Annotated in this window: 17 protein-coding genes; 2 read left to right on the top strand and 15 right to left on the bottom strand. The window is 48.5% G+C overall.

Annotation, left to right across the window (positions count from 1 at the left end; genetic code table 11):
- Nucleotides 1-10: 10 nt before the first annotated feature.
- The 11 genes from BGX12_RS06000 to BGX12_RS05950 all read right to left on the bottom strand — a co-directional run bounded on the left by BGX12_RS06000 (nt 11) and on the right by BGX12_RS05950 (nt 11754).
- Complete coding sequence (locus BGX12_RS06000; protein ID WP_109735186.1) at nt 11-661, bottom strand: nucleoside monophosphate kinase; 651 nt, start codon at nt 659-661, stop codon at nt 11-13.
- Nucleotides 662-777: 116 nt separating this feature from the next.
- The gene (locus BGX12_RS05995) at nt 778-3312 is read right to left on the bottom strand and encodes an ATP-dependent Clp protease ATP-binding subunit (RefSeq protein ID WP_109735185.1); all 2535 of its coding nucleotides are present in this window, start codon (nt 3310-3312) and stop codon (nt 778-780) included.
- Between the two features lie 53 nt (nt 3313-3365).
- Nucleotides 3366-4049: an ABC transporter ATP-binding protein gene (locus BGX12_RS05990; RefSeq protein WP_109735184.1), complete on the bottom strand. Its 684-nt coding sequence runs from the start codon at nt 4047-4049 to the stop codon at nt 3366-3368.
- On the bottom strand, nt 4042-5289 hold the full coding sequence (locus tag BGX12_RS05985) for an ABC transporter permease (protein ID WP_109735183.1): 1248 nt from the start codon (nt 5287-5289) through the stop codon (nt 4042-4044). Before BGX12_RS05985 ends, BGX12_RS05990 begins: the two co-directional genes overlap by 8 nt.
- A 28-nt stretch (nt 5290-5317) precedes the next feature.
- Nucleotides 5318-5734, bottom strand: a complete 417-nt coding sequence (locus BGX12_RS05980; protein ID WP_109735182.1) for a four helix bundle protein — start codon at nt 5732-5734, stop codon at nt 5318-5320.
- A gap of 67 nt (nt 5735-5801) precedes the next feature.
- On the bottom strand, nt 5802-7307 hold the full coding sequence (lysS, locus tag BGX12_RS05975; RefSeq protein WP_109735181.1) for a lysine--tRNA ligase: 1506 nt from the start codon (nt 7305-7307) through the stop codon (nt 5802-5804).
- Between the two features lie 73 nt (nt 7308-7380).
- Complete coding sequence (locus tag BGX12_RS05970; protein WP_109735180.1) at nt 7381-7755, bottom strand: PAS domain-containing protein; 375 nt, start codon at nt 7753-7755, stop codon at nt 7381-7383.
- 71 nt (nt 7756-7826) lie between these two features.
- Nucleotides 7827-9074: a PA14 domain-containing protein gene (locus BGX12_RS05965; protein WP_158278180.1), complete on the bottom strand. Its 1248-nt coding sequence runs from the start codon at nt 9072-9074 to the stop codon at nt 7827-7829.
- A gap of 7 nt (nt 9075-9081) precedes the next feature.
- Nucleotides 9082-9558 (bottom strand): C25 family cysteine peptidase, encoded by a 477-nt coding sequence (locus tag BGX12_RS05960; protein WP_158278179.1) that lies wholly within the window; start codon nt 9556-9558, stop codon nt 9082-9084.
- Nucleotides 9559-9656: 98 nt separating this feature from the next.
- Nucleotides 9657-9935, bottom strand: a complete 279-nt coding sequence (locus BGX12_RS05955) for a DUF2614 family zinc ribbon-containing protein (protein ID WP_109735177.1) — start codon at nt 9933-9935, stop codon at nt 9657-9659.
- 406 nt (nt 9936-10341) lie between these two features.
- Nucleotides 10342-11754, bottom strand: a complete 1413-nt coding sequence (locus BGX12_RS05950) for a glycine--tRNA ligase (RefSeq protein WP_073284325.1) — start codon at nt 11752-11754, stop codon at nt 10342-10344.
- 204 nt (nt 11755-11958) lie between these two features.
- Here BGX12_RS05950 and BGX12_RS16020 point away from each other — a divergent pair, with 204 nt between their 5' ends.
- Together BGX12_RS16020 and BGX12_RS05935 are read left to right on the top strand one after the other, a co-directional pair.
- Nucleotides 11959-12939: a peptidoglycan DD-metalloendopeptidase family protein gene (locus tag BGX12_RS16020; protein WP_109735175.1), complete on the top strand. Its 981-nt coding sequence runs from the start codon at nt 11959-11961 to the stop codon at nt 12937-12939.
- Nucleotides 12940-12950: 11 nt separating this feature from the next.
- Nucleotides 12951-14111 (top strand): tRNA-dihydrouridine synthase family protein, encoded by a 1161-nt coding sequence (locus BGX12_RS05935; protein WP_109735174.1) that lies wholly within the window; start codon nt 12951-12953, stop codon nt 14109-14111.
- Here BGX12_RS05935 and BGX12_RS05930 read toward each other — a convergent pair.
- Genes BGX12_RS05930 through BGX12_RS05915 form a run of 4 tightly spaced genes read right to left on the bottom strand, consistent with a single transcriptional unit; the run spans nt 14092 to nt 18182 of the window.
- Nucleotides 14092-14577, bottom strand: coding sequence for a hypothetical protein (locus BGX12_RS05930; RefSeq protein WP_109735173.1), 486 nt, complete (start codon nt 14575-14577; stop codon nt 14092-14094). The genes BGX12_RS05935 and BGX12_RS05930 overlap by 20 nt on opposite strands.
- Entirely contained in the window at nt 14570-15106 is a 537-nt protein-coding gene (gene pilO, locus BGX12_RS05925) for a type 4a pilus biogenesis protein PilO (RefSeq protein WP_109735172.1), read from the bottom strand. The genes BGX12_RS05930 and pilO overlap by 8 nt, the downstream gene beginning before the upstream one ends.
- Entirely contained in the window at nt 15103-16302 is a 1200-nt protein-coding gene (locus tag BGX12_RS05920) for a PilN domain-containing protein (protein WP_109735171.1), read from the bottom strand. The genes pilO and BGX12_RS05920 overlap by 4 nt, the downstream gene beginning before the upstream one ends.
- Nucleotides 16302-18182: a secretin and TonB N-terminal domain-containing protein gene (locus tag BGX12_RS05915; RefSeq protein ID WP_109735170.1), complete on the bottom strand. Its 1881-nt coding sequence runs from the start codon at nt 18180-18182 to the stop codon at nt 16302-16304. Before BGX12_RS05915 ends, BGX12_RS05920 begins: the two co-directional genes overlap by 1 nt.
- Nucleotides 18183-18298: the final 116 nt, after the last annotated feature.

The following is an 18298-nucleotide window of genomic DNA, read 5'->3' as shown; positions in this document are numbered from 1 at the left end:
GCATTAATTTTTACTTCTTCTTAGCCGGCTTTTTTGCAGCCTTCTTAGCGGGCTTAGCAGCCTTAGCGGAAGCCTTGCAGAAGTCAACGTAAGCCTTCAGCACGTCGCAGAACACTTCATCCGGAGTGTTGTCGCCAACGATATGGGAGATGATCTTCTTGTTGTACTTGGAAAGGACCTTGGCGGTAGATTCCTTGTAAACCTTGAGACGGTTCTTGATAACAGCTTCGTCAGCGTCATCCTTACGGCCTTCGATCTTAGCGCGGTTCAGGAGGCGAGCAACGATGGTTGCTTCGTCCTTGATGTCCAACACGAAGATGTGCTTCACGTCGACGATGGATTCGATAAGCTTCACCTGTTCAACAGTACGAGGAATACCATCCAGAAGGAGGGTGTCCTTTTCCGGGTTCAGCTTGTTGGTGTTAACCAGACCTTCAACATAGCGGCCGAAGATTTCAACGGTAGCTTCGTTAGGAACCAGGAGGCCCTTGCTGGAATAGGAAGCGAGGAGCTTGCCGGATTCGCTGGAAGGAGCGATGCCGCGGAAGATGTCACCAGTGGAGAGGTGCTTCAGAGAAGTGGTAGCAGCGAGCTTAGCGCCCACAGTGCCCTTACCGGAACCCGGTGCACCAAAGATAAGAACGGCAGAAATCTTTGCCATGATATTGTCCTTTGTTTGATTGTTTGAATTATTTGCAGTCAAAAGATAGTAAATAGTAAATAGTAGGAAGTAGGAAGTAGGAAGTTCCCTGTCTACTGTCTACTGCCTACTAGCCTCTAATTTGGCAATGCCTCGGAAGTGAACTTCAGTTTGTTATCCACCACGTCCAGGGAAATAGTAGAGAAGTCCTTGTATATTCCAAGAAGAAGGCCTTCAGCGATTTCATCTTCAATCAGCTGCTGGATAGAGCGGCGGATGGGACGAGCTCCCAGTGCGGAATCGTAGTTATGATTCACCACAAATTCCTTAGCAGACTGGGACACTTCCAGGAGGATACCTCTTTCAGAAAGATTCTTCTGAAGGAAGGTCAGCTGGATATCCACCACAGAATTCAGGTCAGATCTGGACAGCGGACGGAACACGATCTGTTCGTCAATACGGTTCAAGAATTCCGGCGAGAATACGCGCTTGGTTTCTTCACGGATAGCAGTTTCCATACGTTCGTAATCGTCGGTCTCCCCCATCTTGGTGAAGCCCATGCCGGAACTATGGCGAACTTCACGAGCCCCCGCATTACTAGTCATAATAATGATGGTGTTCTTGAAGTTGATCTTACGGCCATAACTATCCGTAAGGATACCGTCATCCAGAATCTGCAGGAGCAGATTGTACACGTCAGGGTGAGCCTTCTCGATTTCATCCAGAAGGACCACGCAATAGGGACGCTTGCGGACCTTTTCGGAAAGCTGTCCACCGCTATCTTCAAAGCCTACGTATCCCGGAGGCGCTCCGATCAGGCGGCTAATGCTATGCTTTTCCATGTATTCGCTCATATCGATACGGATCATGGAATCTTCGCTACCAAATAGGGAGAGGCTCAAAACCTTGGCAAGTTCGGTCTTACCCACGCCTGTGGGGCCCAGGAACAGGAAGCTACCCATAGGACGCTTGGTATCGCGGATGCCTGCACGGGTACGGCGAATAGCCTTCACCACAGCATCCACGGCCTGGTCCTGTCCAATGACACGCTCCTTAATTTCATTACCCAGCTTCAAAAGTTTCTGGGCTTCTTCACCCGCAAGGCGGCTCACAGGAATACCCGTCATCTTGCTAATGCAGTCACGGATTTCATTTTCGTCAACCACTGGAAGTTCTGCGGCATCTTCCTTATTGAGGGCTTCACGTCGTTCTGCAATCTGTGCAGTAAGAGCTTCAATCTTGTCACGAAGGGCGGCAGCGGATTCGTACTGCTGTTCAGCAATAGCTTCTTCCTTCTGCTGCATGGCCTGAGCCAATTCGTCTTCCATCGCCTTCAAGTCTTCTGGAGTACGGATGGAATTCAGTCGGACACGAGCGCCTGCTTCATCCAGCACATCAATGGCCTTATCCGGGAGGAAACGTTCAGAAATGTAGCGTTCAGCCAAATTGACGGAAGCGCGGATTGCTTCCGGAGTATAACGTACCTTATGGTGCTGTTCGTACTTGGCACGCAAACCTTCGAGAATGCGGATAGATTCTTCGGAAGAAGGCGGGTTCACCACGATGGTCTGGAAACGGCGATCCAGAGCGGCATCCTTCTCGATGTACTTGCGGTATTCATCCAGAGTGGTAGCGCCAATGCACTGCAACTCACCGCGGGCAAGAGCTGGCTTAAAAATATTAGAAGCATCCAGGCTACCTTCAGAACCTCCAGCACCGACGATGGTGTGAAGTTCATCGATAAAGAGGATTACGGAATTATCTACACGCTGAAGTTCCATAATGAGGCCCTTCACACGTTCTTCAAACTGGCCGCGATACTTGGTACCAGCAACCATGGCAGCCACATCCAGACTTACCACACGCTTGTTGGCCAGCAATTCGGGAATTTTCTTCTGGGCAATCTTAAGGGCAAGACCTTCGATAATAGCGGTCTTACCCACGCCCGGTTCACCAATCAATGCAGGATTATTCTTCTTGCGTCGGCAAAGAATCTGGATGAGTCGCTCAATTTCCTGTTCACGACCGATAATCGGGTCAAGCTTGCCCTGGCGAGCCATAGCAGTCAAATCACGACCGAAATGTTCCAGGATCGGAGTCTTGGAACGGGACTGAGCTCGAGCCTGCTGGCGGGTTTCACCCATGCGGGGAGCAGCCTCTCCCATACGTTCAGCACCTTCCCCAGCTTCACCAGGAACCTGTTCATCGGTTACTTCGCGCTTAATCATGGCAAGTGCCTGCTGGAAATTTTCAAAAGTCACACCGAAAGTAGACAAGGTCCCAGCAGCAGGTGTTTCGCTCTTCTGAAGAATTGCAAGCATCAGGTGTTCGGGACCAATATACTGGTCGTCTTCATCCTTAGCAATCTTTGCGGCATTGAAAAGCGCAGACTTACAAGTTGCAGTAAAGGACAGGAGAGAACCGTGAGCATCCCCCACCGTCATAATGCCGCCATTGGAAGAAAGAGAACGCTGGACCGTTTCGCCCAAATCGTTCAGGTTCACCTTCAGATACTTCAAGGTTTCCGCAGCAAAACCGGAATCTTCACGGACCAGCCCTAGAAGCAAATGTTCCGTGCTAATACTGTCGCTACCTAAGTTGCGGGCAGCCATACGGGCCGCCTGCAAAACAGCTTTCGCCTTCTTTGAAAAAATACCGTTAATATCGGACATCGTTTACCTTATCTTTTCAATCTTATCGCAACAAAAATCAAAAAAGTTAAAATCTATTCGATGGATTGGATGACACCGCCATGCATCACCACTCGACGCTTGGCAAAGCTAGCCAGTTTTTCATCGTGAGTCACAATGAGGAACGCCTGATTGAATTTTTCGTTCAGTTCACCGAAAAGTTCGTTCAACTTTTCAGAATTTTCTTCATCCAGGTTACCACTGGGTTCATCCGCAAGAACTAGGTCCGGCTTGTTCATCAAGGCGCGGGCAATGGCAATACGTTGGCGTTCTCCACCGGAAAGCTCTCTGGGCAAATGCTTCAGGCGGTCCTTCAGACCAACCGTTTCCAAAAGCATTTCCGCACGTTCGCGACATTCCTTATCGCTAGTTCCAAGAATTCGACCAGGAACGCAAACATTTTCCAAGGCAGTAAATTCACTAAGCAAATGATGGAACTGGAACACAAAGCCCACCTGTACACGATGGTACAAGTCCTTTTCCAGACTGCTGAACTTAGAAAGAGGCTTTCCCTTAAAGAGGATTTCTCCAGAAGACGGAGTATCCAACATTCCAACAAGATTCAGGAAGGTAGACTTACCGGAACCAGAAGAACCAGTCAAAGCCACCAGTTCCCCGTCCTTCATGGAAAAATTAACACCCTTCAGGATCTCCAGCTTTTCACCAGTTTCGCTGAATACACGACGAAGATCACGAGTTTCCAAAATCACATTACTCATGGCGGATTGCCCCCACAGGATCAAGTCTGCTGGCTTTCCAGGCAGGCAGAATGGTGGCTGCAACACACAATGCAATGCCGATGACAAACACGAGAACAACATCCATCAGGTGCACGGAAATGGGGAAATAAGGAATCACGTATACATCCCCAGGAAGTTTGATGAAGTGGTAAGCCTCCTGCAGTTTGCACAGAATCAAACCGATGGAGCCACCAACAATGGTACCGCCCACGCCAATGAAACTTCCCATGAGCATGAACACACGCATGATACCCGCCTTGCTAAAGCCCATACTGCGGAGGATACCAATTTCCTTAGTCTTATCGATGACCACCATAATCAGGGAACTGATGATATTGAAGGCTGCAACCAGGATTATCAGGCAAATCACAGCCGCAACAATGAACTTTTCGTAGTTCATCCACTTGAGCAATGTGGAGTTCTTGGTTTTCCAGTCCGTGGCGTAGTAAGGATAACCTAACCATGAACCAAGGCTGTCCACCACTTCACCTGCGATCCAGTGATCGGTCAAACGGAACTGAACGCCAGTGACTGCGTCACCAAGGCCCAGTAATTTTTGCAATTCAGGAATACCTATGTACGCAAGGTTTCCATCGTACTCGTAAGTACCTGTTTCAAAAATGCCGCTCACGACGCACATCATCATCTTGGGACCGCCACCAGCAACCACAGCATCGGGACTCTGGAAGGTCTGGAGAACCAGCTTATCGCCGACCACCACACGCAGCCTGTTGGCAAGGCCGGACCCCAGGATAATACCGGGTCGCAGTTTTCCGCTCAAGTCTTCCAGACTGTCCACGGAATAATTTCCCCACTTGATGTACTTGTAGATATCCGTCACCGTCTTGGCTGATTCAGTTTCAATACCATAAATGACAATGCCGTCGTTTACCTTCTTGGAACTGATCCCCACCTTGTAGACCAGGAAGGGAGATGCACCCGTCACACGAGGTTCACGGGAGCGGACTTCCTTCATCAGACTGTCGTAAGGAGCAATGGCTTCGCCATTGTAGGACATAATGTCGAAGTGGGCGTCCTTGCCAATCATCTGGGCAGTGACTTCCTCTTCGAAACCATTTACAGCAGCAAGAGCCACCACCAGAGCAAAAACACCGATGGACACACCCAGCATACTGAAAATGCCAATAAGAGAAACAAAGAGGCTCTTACGCTGAGCCCCCAAGTATCGCCAGGCAATGAGAAATTCAAGTTTGGACATAGAGGTAAAAAGACGATAGACGAGACTTTTAGGTATGAGGACGCCTGCTTTCAGCAGGCTTTGAGGTACGAGGTCGCGCCTTCGGCGCTGTGAGGGAAGAAGCATATGATGCAAACGAGCAAATCATTTTTCGAACAGTCACAACTTTTTCACTCAACTGATTAAAAGCAATAGAATCTAAATATCCCAAATCGCGAGCTAACAGCATCTGATATTCCAATTCAGATGCAGAGCCTGAAGATATATTCAGAAACTGACAGAATTCAGCTTCAGACTTTCTACCACATCCCTCTGCAATATTCATGGGGATTGAGTACGCGGCCCTACGGACTTGTGAGGTAAGAGCAAAGATTTCGTTCTTTGGAAAAGTTTCCGTCACGCGATAAACATCAAGAGTCAGCTCGTGGCTCTTTTTCCAAATATCAAGCGAATGAAAATCACGCATTTTACTCAAACCTCAAAGCGTAGCGACCTCATACCCGAGAGCGTAGCGACCTAGCAAGCTCCGCTTGCTAAACCTCAGGTTTCATCAGCGGGAAGAGCTGCACGTCGCGGATGGTTTCCTGGTTGGTCAGGAGCATCACCATACGGTCGATACCGAAGCCCACACCGCCGGTAGGAGGCAGGCCGGATTCGATTGCGTGCAGGAAGTTTTCGTCCATGGGGTGAGTTTCGCCTTCACCACCGCGGCCACGACGGACCTGGTCTTCCAGAAGTTCGCGCTGACGCAGAGGATCGTTCAATTCGGTATAGGCATTACCCAGTTCCCAGCCGTTGGCATAGGGTTCGAACTGTTCGATGAGGCCTTCCTGAGTACGATGCTTCTTACAAAGCGGAGTAGATTCGGTGGGCATGTCCATGATGAAGGTGGGCTGGATCAGCTGTTCTTCGACAGTCAGTTCGAACAGTTCCAGAATGCCACGGCCACGGCTGAATTCGCCATCCAGATGGCCACCCAGTTCGTCAATCTTGGCCTTAATCTGGTCGTCAGACAAATCGTCCACCTTGATGCCGCCGAACTTTTCGATAGCACCCTTCATGGTGTAGCGGGGCCACGGAGCCTTGAAGTCGATTTCCTTGCCCTGGGTCATGATCTTGGTGGTGCCGTTTGCAGCGATACAGGCGCGTTCGTAGATGTTTTCGAAATGAACCATCATGTCGTTGTAGTCGGCGTAGGCTTCGTAGAATTCCAGACCGGTGAATTCCGGGCTATGGGTACGGTCCATGCCTTCGTTACGGAAGTTCTTGGAGAATTCGAAAACCTTTTCCATACCGCCCACGATGCAGCGCTTCAGGTAAAGTTCCGGAGCCACGCGCATGTAGAGGGTCATGTCGCAAGCGTTGTGGTGGGTAGTGAACGGGCGGGCGTTTGCACCACCGTAAATGGGCTGCAAGGTCGGGGTTTCCACTTCGATGAAGCCCTTTTCGATGAGGTATTCACGAATGGACTGCATGATCTTGGAACGCTTGATGAAGACTTCCTTCACATCGTCGTTCATAGCCATGTCGATATAGCGCTGACGGTAGCGGGTATCCACGTCTGCAAATTCGTTGAACACCACCTTGTTGCCGTTTTCGTCAATCTTTTCCTTGGCAACGGGGAGCGGGCGCACAGCCTTGGAAAGCATGGTCACCTTCTTCACGCGGACGGAGTATTCGCCACTCTGAGTTTCGAACATAGTACCGTTGACACCGATGAAGTCGCCAAGGTCGGTCATCTTCACGATTTCGTAGTTTTCTTCACCCACTTCGTCGCGGGCGCAAACCACCTGCAGGCGGCCGAAACGGTCCTTCAGGTGCATAAAGCACATCTTGCCCTTGCGATTGAAACGGACAACTCGGCCAGCAAAAGCCACTTCTTCCTGGGAAGCGATGAGAGCGTCCTTGTTTTCCTTAAGGACCTTGGAATCATGGGTGCGATTAAACTTATGAGGATAGGCCTCAACACCCATTTCCTTGAACTTGTCCAGCTTAGCCAGGCGAGCGACGACCTGGTCATTCATATCTTGCATTGCCATTTAAGTTACCTCGTGATAGACACGTTTAAATTTTGAACGGCTACAAGATAGAAATTTTAGCACGTATTTGGAATTAGAGCTGGTAGAAAGGCGTCTCATCCTTGGTGCGGAACTCATGTTTTTCATAGTAACCAATGAGTTCCCCATTTTCATCCCTAAGGGCGATCATGTAACCGTCCTTATTCTGCTTTTCATTAAAGAACGTGTGAACCCAATTGTGAGATTTATCCGCCAGGAACCAATCCATCACTTTATGGATTTTTTCACGGGATTCCGGACTGTGGCAATCCAGAAGACAACGGCCGATGAGGGCGGCTCCCCCACGCTTCGCCTGGGCTTCGCAAGCCTTCGGGTTCATATAAATGATTTCATGATTCAAATTGCAGATGACAATAGCGGTATCATCCTGGTCAAGGATTGATTTGAAGAAAGGATTAAGATTTGTCATTTTTCATCCGGATCTGTAGTACTTGTTAATAAAAAAAGAAAATTGTTCAGATTTGTATAAGAAATGCATCCTTAGCGAATTATGTAATAAAACGGAGTCGTATTCCGCATTCTGGAGCGACCTTTTACGTCAAAATTTTGTTTTTCAATAAAGTGGCGTTCACCAGCAGGCAGATTCTTTCTTACAACAGCAGATACTTTATCAGTACTCATTGAAACAAATGGATCTCCTACAAGGGATTCCACATAGAACCAATCATAAATGCCGTTTCCTGGGTAGCGGTTCCTTTTAATGCGCTGATTAATCCAGCTGAGATAGGCTTCGCCTAGCAGACTGTCTCGTGCAGCGTAGTACATAAAGTCATCAAGCTGATTATCTCCGCTTGTTTTTGTTGCTCCCACTGCCGCAAGTCCTCCGCCCGTTGTGCCAAATACATGAGCGCTACCTACTGATATGCTATAATGATTGCCAACATAATCATAATTATACAGAGGGCTGCAAGAGGCAAAATGGAACACCCTCGCCTTCACTGCATAGGGATACTTTAACTGGGAAACGTAAAAGCCGTTGGCAAGTCCAAGTTCATTCCCATGTCCAACGTAGGTGATCCAGTCATAGTCTCCAGCAATTGTTTCAACGTAGGTTTTCCCATTCACTTTCATGACTTCAGGATTTTCGTCGGGATAAATATAGCGCAAGCCATTGAGAAACTTTTTTTCACTGGCAGAGGTCGTGTCTGCATCTTCTGTAATAAAGAAGCCAGACTTATTTGAATGAGTTTTTCCCTGATGTTCCTGTGTCGCCTTTTTCAGCCATTGCAACAACAATGTTTTTGGAGTTCCATAGAGGGTTGCTGTATTGGGATCTACACGGGAAACCCATATTTCAAAAGAATCCGAGACAGCCCCTTTCTTGGAATAATGTCCATCAAATACTCCATTTGGGACACCTCTCTTCCATCCCGCCTTTTCCCCAGCATGGTCTAAAGAATCCTGCAAGAACATGTTGGCGAAATAGGTTGCCTTAATTCCATTGTTTTTGCATTCCTCGTCAAGGAACCATACGGAATCATGCACAGAAGTCCATTCAGTTTCAGATTCGTATTTCTTATACAAGGCGAAATTAGCTCCACCGTACGATTCCGCATATTCAATTTTTACAGGATATACTTTGCCAGCCTTCAATTCAACAGCACCATAGTAAGGTTTATCGTAATCGTCAATCCAGGCATCTATAACCGCAGTATCGCCAACGAAAATTCGACGATGGTTATCCGAAACAACTTTCAAGGAACAAAGTCCAGTTTGAGAAGCTTTCACAAACCCCTCAAATCGAATGGAAAAAGGAATCCGTAGGAGCTCCAACAAAGGGAGCTCTGCTATTAATATTAAACTGAGGGGATTTTAATAGGGTATCCTTAATTTTGCCACCGGCATTATACTGCCAACCACTTGCAGTGTCTAGCCAGTCGCCGTCCATATCCATATAGTAATAGTCAGTAACCCAACGCTGGTAACGAAAACCGTCATTGTTCCACTGGGGGTATTCCATCATGGGACGCGGAAGGTCTCCCATAAGGATGACGCCCTCCAAATGACCTCGGTCAGAATTTTCCCATGATTTTTTTATTTCGGATTTCAGTTCTTGGGCTGTTGAACCATAAGCAGCAGGCTTAAAAGCGTAAGTGTTGATTTCAATTCCATAGAAATCATGGACTGCAGAGGCGTATTGATTTACTGCAGCAACAACCTGGGAATCTGCGTAAAGAACGCTATCGACAATAATATCTACCCTCTGTCCCACTCGCAAAATTTGCGCAAAAGACGGAATAAAGGCAAAGCAACAGAAAAATACAAAAATCAGTTTTGACACCGAAGTCGTAAAGAGTTTATTAAGATTTGTCATTTTTCATCCGGGTCTGTAGATTTGCCGCAATGAGGGCAAACGTCAATGTTATACAATTTCAAGTGCAAAAGCTTGTTGCAGTGCGGGCAGCGAACCTTCTTGATCATCCACACCATCGAACCAATGAGGAAGCCGATAGCCAAAGCAAGCAGAATAAAATCCGCGTCGGCAATATTGTCCGACACACCCACAGGCTTAAAACCCTTATAAAAAAGGAAAAAGCCAATGAACAAAATGATGTAGCCTATAAGGCGATTAATTTTCGGGTTGTTCATGGAGCTTAATATACTATCAAGTGGCGGAAATTATATAAAATGGGCTCCAAATTTTTCTTTTTTGCAGTTATGGAGCCCAAAACGCTACTTTGTACTGAATTTTTCAGTCATAATCATTGACTTCATGGACTCCAAAACAGCTATTCTACCGCATTTGGAGTCCAAATGTTGTTTTCAAAACAAAAAAAATCAGCCAAAAAAGATTAATTTATCCGTAAACATAGGCTCCAAATAGGGTATTTTACTCATTTTGGAGTCCATTTTTGTAGAAAAATCGACAATCAAGCAAAAAGGCCACCCCGTAAAAACATCGGGAGTGACCTAATAAGTGGTTAGTAAACAGTGGTTAGTAAACAGTAGTTAAATTACATTCCTAACCACTAACCACCAACCACTAATCACTAAACTAGCAGCCCAGCTTTGCAGCCAGGTATGCTTCCAGTTCGTCGATCTTTACCAGTTCCTGCTGCATGGAGTCACGTTCACGGACGGTGACGTAGCCAAGCTTTGCCGGATCAGATTCGCCTTCGCCAACGGTGTCGAAGTCGACAGTGACGCAGAACGGAGTGCCCAGTTCGTCCTGACGGCGGTAACGCTTACCGATGGACTGAGTTTCGTCGTATTCCACGTTCCAGCGCTGGAGCAGCTGTTCGTAAAGTTCTTCGGCCTTTGCCTTGACCTGGCCCTTCTTGACGAGAGGCAGAACAGCAACCTTAACCGGAGCAACCTTCGGGTCGAAATGGAGAACGGTACGTTCGTCGTTTTCGAGCTTCTGGACTTCGTAAGCGTCGCAGAGGAGAACCAGGAGCAAGCGTTCCACACCGAGGGACGGTTCCACAACGTAAGGCACATAGCGCTTGTTGTTCACCTGGTCATTGTATTCCTGCTTGACCTTGGATTCGTTCTGGTGAGCAGTCAAGTCGAAGTTGGTACGGCTTGCGATACCCCACAGTTCGCCCCAACCGAACGGGAATTCGTATTCCACGTCGGTGGTACCGTTAGAGTAGTGGGAAAGTTCTTCCTTGGCATGTTCGCGGAGGCGGAGCTTGGATTCGTTCACGCCCAGGTCCTTGATGAGCCAGTTGAAGCAGTACTTACGCCAGAAGTTGTACCAGTCAAGTTCGGTGCCCGGTTCGCAGAAGAATTCCAGTTCCATCTGTTCGAATTCGCGGGTACGGAAGATGAAGTTACCCGGGGTAATTTCGTTACGGAAAGACTTACCGATCTGACCTACGCCAAACGGAATGCGGGGGCGAACGTTGTCCACAATGTTCTTGAAGTCAACGAAGATACCCTGAGCGGTTTCCGGACGAAGATAAACCTTGTTGCCTTCGCCTTCGATCACGCCGATTTCGGTCTGGAACATGAGGTTAAATGCGCGGGGCTTGGTGAATTCGGTCTTGCCGCAGCTCGGGCATTCGATCTTGTTTTCCACCATCATTTCGGCGATCTGGTCAAAGTTCTTGCCGGCGCAGCAGCCGTCACCCAGCTTTTCTTCCAGCAGATGGTCGGCGCGGAAACGTTCGTGGCAAGCGAGGCAGTCAACCAGGGGGTCAGAGAAGTTACCCACGTGGCCAGAAGCCTTCCAAACGCGGGGGTTCAAGAGAATAGAGCTATCAAGACCCAGCACGTCCTTACGGCTGGTCACAAACTTCTTCCACCAGAGGTTCTTGATGTTGCGCTTCAGTTCTACACCGTACGGACCGTAGTCCCAGGTGTTGGCCAGGCCGTCATAAATTTCGGAACCCGGGAAAATGAAACCGCGGCGCTTGCAGAGGGAAATGATGTCTTTGAGGGCATCCTGAACTTTCTTTGCCATTTTTATATCCTTTTTCGGCCGAACCTGAACTTTGCAGGCATATCCTTTGGCCGGACTAGGAACCTACCTGGATGATAGGCCCTGACGGGGGCAAAGATAGTAAAAATGGGAACATTTATAGAACAGAAATTTATAGGTTCAGCAACTAAAATACTTACAATTATGACATTCGGGTAAAAAAAAGGTATCTTTGCCTCCACTACCATGAATTTCAAGACAATCATTACCCTCTGTGCCCTGCCTCTGGCTGTTTTTGCCCAGGACGCAAACACAGCGCCCAATGAAGCCGCAAAAAATGTGGCAGTTACCGAAAGCGAATTTTCCGGCAACACCTCCATCGATTCCGCTGACGCAGGCAATATTGATGCGCCTGCATCCGCTATCGTAGATTCCAAGGAATCCGAAGCAGCAGTAGCCGCAGCCGATACAGAAAATGCCGCGGACTCAACGGACAGTCAGGAAGCCGACGACGAAAAGGAAATGTCCCAGGAAGAAGCGGATGCCGAACTGGCCGCCGCCATGGGTAGCGATTCCACCGTTAGCGGAAGCACAACCTTAACACTGGACATGTCCAAGGCTGCAATTCCCACCGAAAGTCGCCGCATCGCTGGCCCCTACGGCTTACGAACCTACCGCATGCATCGCGGCGTTGACCTGGGCCTTTGTCATGGCGAAGACCGAACCATTGTGGCCGCATTCCCCGGCAAGGTAAAACTGGTCCGCAATCAGGGCCGACGTAAAGGCTACGGCAAGTATGTGATTATCGACCACGGCAACGGCCTTACCACTCTCTACGCCCACTTGGCCAGCTGGAAGGTAAAAGTCGGTGACGAACTTCAGGCCGGAGACACTGTAGGCGTTGGCGGCAACACAGGCCGTTCCTTCGGCGCCCACCTCCATTTCGAAATGAAATACAATGGCGTCTATATCGACCCCACTACCGTCTTCAATTTCCAGGAAGGCACCTACGTTACCGCAACTGCAGAAATTGAACAGAGTAAAATCCAGGCTGTAGAGGACGAATACCAGAAGGAACTTTCCAAGCATCGCTACTATAAGGTTCGCCGCGGTGACTGCCTGGGTAAAATCGCCCGCAAGTACGGAACCACCGTGGGCAAACTGAAGCGCCTCAATGGCCTCCGCAGCGACAGCATCCGCCCGGGCCAAGTGCTGAAATGTTCCTAAATTAGCTGGACATGAAGCCCATTTACTTCGCTCCCTTACAAGGTTTTACCGAATGCGCTTACCGCCAAGCGCATTTTTCTTATGTAGGCGGAGTGGACGCGTACTACACCCCCTTCCTCCGAGTGGAAAAAGGGGAAGCCCGAGCCAAGGAACTGCGGGATCTGCAGCAGGATCTGGAATTCATTAGAAGCAGGCAATCCAACGTCTGTCATTGTGAAAATCAGGGATACCAGTCCTGTGATGATGAAACCAATCACTTTTACAACGTCATTCCACAGGTCATCTGCCGCGACGTTCATGAGTTTCGCATTCTTGTAGACGCTATCCAGAAGTTGAAACAGGACTGCGGATTTGCCCCCGACGAAGTATTCCCGCAAATAGACATCAACATGGGATGCCCCTTCCCCATGCAGGCGAAATCTGGCCGCGGTTCAGGCATCCTCCCGCGAACCGACGCCGTTAAGGAAATTCTCCAGGAAGTTAAACGTCATTCTGAACGTAGTGATATAGAATTGTCGGCAACTTGTTGCCCTACAATTCTTAGGTTCAAAGGAGCAGAATCCAGTCCCAAAATATCCGATGCTGAGCGTCCTCAGCATGACAGCATGGACGTTCATCAGCATGACTTAAGGTTCAGCGTCAAGATGCGTCTGGGCTACACCTCCCCCGACGAATGTCTAGCCCTGTTGCCGCTGTTGAACGAAGCGCCCCTCGCCCACATCACCATGCACCCGCGAACAGGCATCCAGCAGTATAAGGGTGCGTTAGACTTCACTGCATTTGAAAAGTTCTACGAAGGATGCAAACATCCCATAATCTTTAACGGCGACATCACCAGCATTAAGGACATTCAGGCCATCGCTTGCCGCTTCCCGAACCTCAAGGGAATCATGATCGGCCGCGGCCTGCTGGCCAATCCCGCATTAGCGACGCAATATCAGGACGGTTCAAAAAATACGGGCAATCCCATTCCCGCGCTCATCAAAATCCACGATGCCCTTCTAGCCGATTACCGCAAGCGCCTCCAAGGTGACGCTCAAATTCTAGACAAGATTCGCCCCTTCTGGACCTACGCTGTTTTGGAAAAGCGCACCATAAAGAAAATCGCCAAGGCCCGAAAACTCAGCGATTATCTAGACGCAGTGAATGAAATCAGTTTCCCATCAAAGTGAACTCGCCATCACTGTATACGAGAGTCACACTCGCTGCATCAATCGTCTTTACGGTTACACCCCAGATTTCCTGACCAACGCTCACAACAGCGCTTTCGCCGCGGAACTTAAGGATTGCGACAGGATTGGAACCGGGCAGGATCGCATCCAGCGTGATGGAGGGTGGCAGAGCCTTGCGGACTGGTTCTACGGGAGCTACAACCACATCTTCCTTCTTCACGACCCTTACAGGAGCAGGGACCTTGGGGGCGTATGATTGTGGAAGCGCGAATGGGTCGCGACTTCCCCGCTCTATCTTGGTCTGGGCATCCAGATTTTTGAGCAGGCTCTTGAAATCCAGGGTACGGACTTCTGCTACCTCGGAACCTGTACCCTTGTTTCCGTTTACGTTGTCAGCCATGCGGTAGAGGAACACACCCCAAACAAGCATGGTCGCGGTAACAAGCAGGACGATAAACTTATTCATTGCTGCCTCCTGCCTTGCCAAGGATGGACATCCTTACGGACGCAGTCACCAGGTTGCCCTTTCCCGGCAGCACGTCGATGGAGGAAATCTTCAGGCAATAGATCCCGTTTTCCAGATCCGTCACGAAGTCGTGGAAATCGTGGTAGCGCCCGCTGGCTTTGAAATTCACCGGGTACTCTGCGCGGTTTCCCTGGAGATGGCGCTCGGCGGTCGTAAGGTCCAGAAGCTGAATGCTGTCGGCAGCTGCGGTTTCCAGGATGCTCCTGAGGATTCCAGAGGCAGAGACCTCCACATTGATCCTGGATTCAATCTGGCTACTGATTTTCCTGTATTCTGCAATCAATTCGTCGGGAGACTTCGCATCATCCTGCAAAAGGGTGGTCTTCTGAGCTTCGGCGCGAATCGCCGTGAACTCGCTCACCGCGGTTATCCCCTCGGGTACTAGGAACTTGGCAATAACGGCAAAAACCATGACGATCGTCAAGATGGAATAAATCACAAATCGATTTTTCTGGAAAAAGAGGCTCATCGGTTATCCTCCACCAGAATTTCAAACTTGACCACAGGGTTCCTGCGGTAGGTCGTTTTTTCGGTACTTCTCAGGCGGGCGTTGAAAAAGCCGGGCGTACGTTCCAGGGTCTGCAACATCAAGGAGACATCCCCGGACGTTGAAGCCAGCCCCTGGATTATATGGGTATGCTCATGCATACTCCATTTGGTAATCCACAGGTCCGCAGGAACGGCTGCCACCACATCTTTCATGGACGTGGCGTAGCGGCTGCGATGCGCCAGGAACACCTCGGTCTCGGCCCTGTCCTTCTCTAGTTTAGCCTCAAGCTCCGCCAGCTGCTTGCGCTTTTCAAGCATCTCGGCGTACTCCAGGATCTTGCCCTCGTTGGAACGGCCATAATAGACCACCCCGCAACGGAAAAATGCAACCATCAGCAAGGACATTACCAGGATGACTGCGCATGCCTTCAGTGACCTGCGGAAAAGAGCGGACTGCTTTATTTGGGCAAGGGCATCACCAGAAGTCGGCGACGTAAAGCCACTCATCTTGTCAGTATGGAACAGCCAGAGATCTTCAGCAGCGGCACAGGCGACACACGCCCTATCCCGAACATCTACGGACAATTCCTTGACAAGGAAATTCTCACGGATGTATCCAGCCACCTCCTGGGCCTTCTTTTCAATCTCGCCACCCGTCAGGCGGTAATAGGCAACAAGGGAACGGTCCTGCACAAAGTAGAAGTCTGCACAGTCGCTCTCTGCAAAACAAAATAGGGTACTTCCCTGATTATCCTTTTGAACGGAATCGGCCACATAAAAAGCCGCAGGGACATGTTTTAGAATACTGAAACCGATTTTACAGACCTTATCAGCAGCATTTTCCACGGAATCCCTGGAAGCACCAATCTTACTTATTCCATCAATGGAATCCACATTTTCAAAAAAGCTTTCCTTATAACCAGGAATAGTAACGCTATCCGCTTCGCCAAGAACTTTGATATTGGTTAATCCATCAACCAATATAATGCCATCAGAAGCACCACCATTTTTCAGCTGAAACTGACGACATTCTTCCAGAGGGCCTTCAAAGCTAATGTCCACAAGGCCTCTCCCCCTTTTGCGAAACACTCTTGAAATACGGGCAAAATCATAGCCTAATTCCAGGCACCAGACATAACGTCCAAGAAATACTGTAATTTCAGAACCAAAGGACATTACTTCTTGGCATCCTTTTTCTTGTCTTTTTTAGGAATAATCGGACCCTGAGCCTTTTCCAGTTCATCAGCAACATCCACACTAGCATCGGCACCATAATAAATATGGGGTGTCACAAAAATCAAGAGCTGGCTCTTACTTTTAACACGTTCCACGTTTTTGAACAACCATCCAATCACCGGCAAGGATCCAAGGAACGGCACCTGGTTATACACATCGTGCATACTTTCCTTCACCATGCCACCAAGGACAATCGTCTCTCCATTGCGCAAACGAACAGAAGACTTCACGTATCGTTTGTTAAGTGTAGGAGGAACACTGGAGTTAAAGGATCCTTCGGGTTCAGAAAAATCCGGTACGATTTCACAAGTAATTTCACCTTCGCCAGTCACATAAGGCGTAACCGTAATGTTGGAATTCGCCGCAATCTGTTCAAATCGCTGAGTGGTCTTATTAGTAACCGCATCCCCCTGGTTGTAGTCCACTTCGGAGGTAAGCATATAGTACTGAGTTTGGCCGATGGTAAGCACAGCAGTTTCGCCATTCAAGGTAGCAATCTGAGAACGAGCCTTCACATCCAGAATCTTTTCTTGTTCCATAGCCTGAATTTTTGCAACCATATCCTTGGGTACAGAAATTATTTCTCCAAGACCAAGTCCGTTGAAAATACTCTGCGTCTGTTTTGCATTCAGCGTCTGGTCAATATTGGGGAACAAGGCTTCGGACCCCATGTTCTTGGAAGCCTTGCCAAAAAACAAATTCAGACCATGGCTATGTCCCTTTTCAATATCCATATCCACCACGAGGACTTCAATTAGAATCTGAGCCACCGGCAAATCCATTTTTTCAATGTACTGGGAAATTGCGTCAAGAACATCATAAGAACCAACCGCAATCAATGCGTTCTGTGATTTTACCACCTGAATTTGAGTGCTCTTGGTAAGGCTAGAGGGCAGAAGTCCAATAACAGTTTCTGCCTTCAAATGTTTCAACTTAATCAACAGGGAGTTATCCGCAGTCTGCATTTCATGGGGACCGATAAAGTAAACACCATCACGCTCCCAGAAGGTGTAGGACGTTCCCTGAAATAAATATTTCAAAGCATTCTGCAAAGAAACATTAGAGATATGGGCAGTAATGTTTCCATCTAGTTTTCCGTAAACCATAGCGTTCATCTTAGTCTGAGCCAAAATTTCACTAACGATATTTGCGAGAGGCGCATCAACAGCTTCTACACTGAGCAGAGAATCCTTACCATAGCGAACCTTGTACTTACCATTGCTAGCATTATTACCGGAAAGATTCCATGTAGGCTTCTTGAAGGTTGCCACACCATCCTCTTCCCCATATTCCAAATCCACCTTACCCGCAATGAAATTCATAGCCTTTTCAAAAGGCAAATCCTTAAAGAATAAAGTCACATTCTGTGTAGGAGCAACATCATTGATAAAAATATTCTTACCCGTAGACTCAGTAATCTTGCGGATCAAATTTGCAAGGTCGGCAGCATCCACATCAACACTTAACTTTTCTGCATTCCATTCCACGACAAAGCGTTTTTCGGGAGCCTTCGGCTTTTCGGGGACAACAGGAGCAGGTTTTCGCACATAAATGACCCCACGTTCCAAGGCGTACTCATAGCCATTGCCCGTCAACAGCACGCGCAAGGCATCCTTCAGAGGCTGGTTATTGAAGTTCACGGTCACAGGGCCATTCACTTCCGGAGCTAGGAACAGATTCAAGCCATACTGTACAGCCATTCCTTGAAGCAAATCCCTGATTTCCGTATTCTTCACATTCAGTTTCTTGACTACGACGGAATCCGCAATGGGCAATTCCGGAAGCTGAGCAAAAGCCCCTGTAGCCCACAGGCACATCATAACAACGAATAGAAATAATTTGGCTCTTCATCAACATGTGTGGGTGGCTTCGCCACCCTTTTTTGTTGACTTTCGCCTAAATTAAACAAAAAATGGGCTATTTTCTAAAATTTAAT

It is taken from the genome of Fibrobacter sp. UWR4 (assembly GCF_003149045.1).
In the GTDB taxonomy this organism is placed as follows: Bacteria; Fibrobacterota; Fibrobacteria; order Fibrobacterales; family Fibrobacteraceae; genus Fibrobacter.
The sequence above is the reverse complement of the archived record's forward strand: the minus strand, read 5'-3'. Positions and strand labels throughout refer to the sequence as shown.

Excerpts from the sequence above, each read along its gene's own strand:
- BGX12_RS06000 (WP_109735186.1), bottom strand. The coding sequence starts at position 661 with ATGGCAAAGATTTCTGCCGTTCTTATCTTTGGTGCACCGGGTTCCGGT.
- BGX12_RS05995 (WP_109735185.1), bottom strand. The coding sequence starts at position 3,312 with ATGTCCGATATTAACGGTATTTTTTCAAAGAAGGCGAAAGCTGTTTTG.
- BGX12_RS05990 (WP_109735184.1), bottom strand. The coding sequence starts at position 4,049 with ATGAGTAATGTGATTTTGGAAACTCGTGATCTTCGTCGTGTATTCAGC.
- BGX12_RS05985 (WP_109735183.1), bottom strand. The coding sequence starts at position 5,289 with ATGTCCAAACTTGAATTTCTCATTGCCTGGCGATACTTGGGGGCTCAG.
- BGX12_RS05980 (WP_109735182.1), bottom strand. The coding sequence starts at position 5,734 with ATGCGTGATTTTCATTCGCTTGATATTTGGAAAAAGAGCCACGAGCTG.
- lysS (WP_109735181.1), bottom strand. The coding sequence starts at position 7,307 with ATGGCAATGCAAGATATGAATGACCAGGTCGTCGCTCGCCTGGCTAAG.
- BGX12_RS05970 (WP_109735180.1), bottom strand. The coding sequence starts at position 7,755 with ATGACAAATCTTAATCCTTTCTTCAAATCAATCCTTGACCAGGATGAT.
- BGX12_RS05955 (WP_109735177.1), bottom strand. The coding sequence starts at position 9,935 with ATGAACAACCCGAAAATTAATCGCCTTATAGGCTACATCATTTTGTTC.
- BGX12_RS05950 (WP_073284325.1), bottom strand. The coding sequence starts at position 11,754 with ATGGCAAAGAAAGTTCAGGATGCCCTCAAAGACATCATTTCCCTCTGC.
- BGX12_RS16020 (WP_109735175.1), top strand. The coding sequence starts at position 11,959 with ATGAATTTCAAGACAATCATTACCCTCTGTGCCCTGCCTCTGGCTGTT.
- BGX12_RS05935 (WP_109735174.1), top strand. The coding sequence starts at position 12,951 with ATGAAGCCCATTTACTTCGCTCCCTTACAAGGTTTTACCGAATGCGCT.
- BGX12_RS05930 (WP_109735173.1), bottom strand. The coding sequence starts at position 14,577 with ATGAATAAGTTTATCGTCCTGCTTGTTACCGCGACCATGCTTGTTTGG.
- pilO (WP_109735172.1), bottom strand. The coding sequence starts at position 15,106 with ATGAGCCTCTTTTTCCAGAAAAATCGATTTGTGATTTATTCCATCTTG.
- BGX12_RS05920 (WP_109735171.1), bottom strand. The coding sequence starts at position 16,302 with ATGTCCTTTGGTTCTGAAATTACAGTATTTCTTGGACGTTATGTCTGG.
- BGX12_RS05915 (WP_109735170.1), bottom strand. The coding sequence starts at position 18,182 with ATGATGTGCCTGTGGGCTACAGGGGCTTTTGCTCAGCTTCCGGAATTG.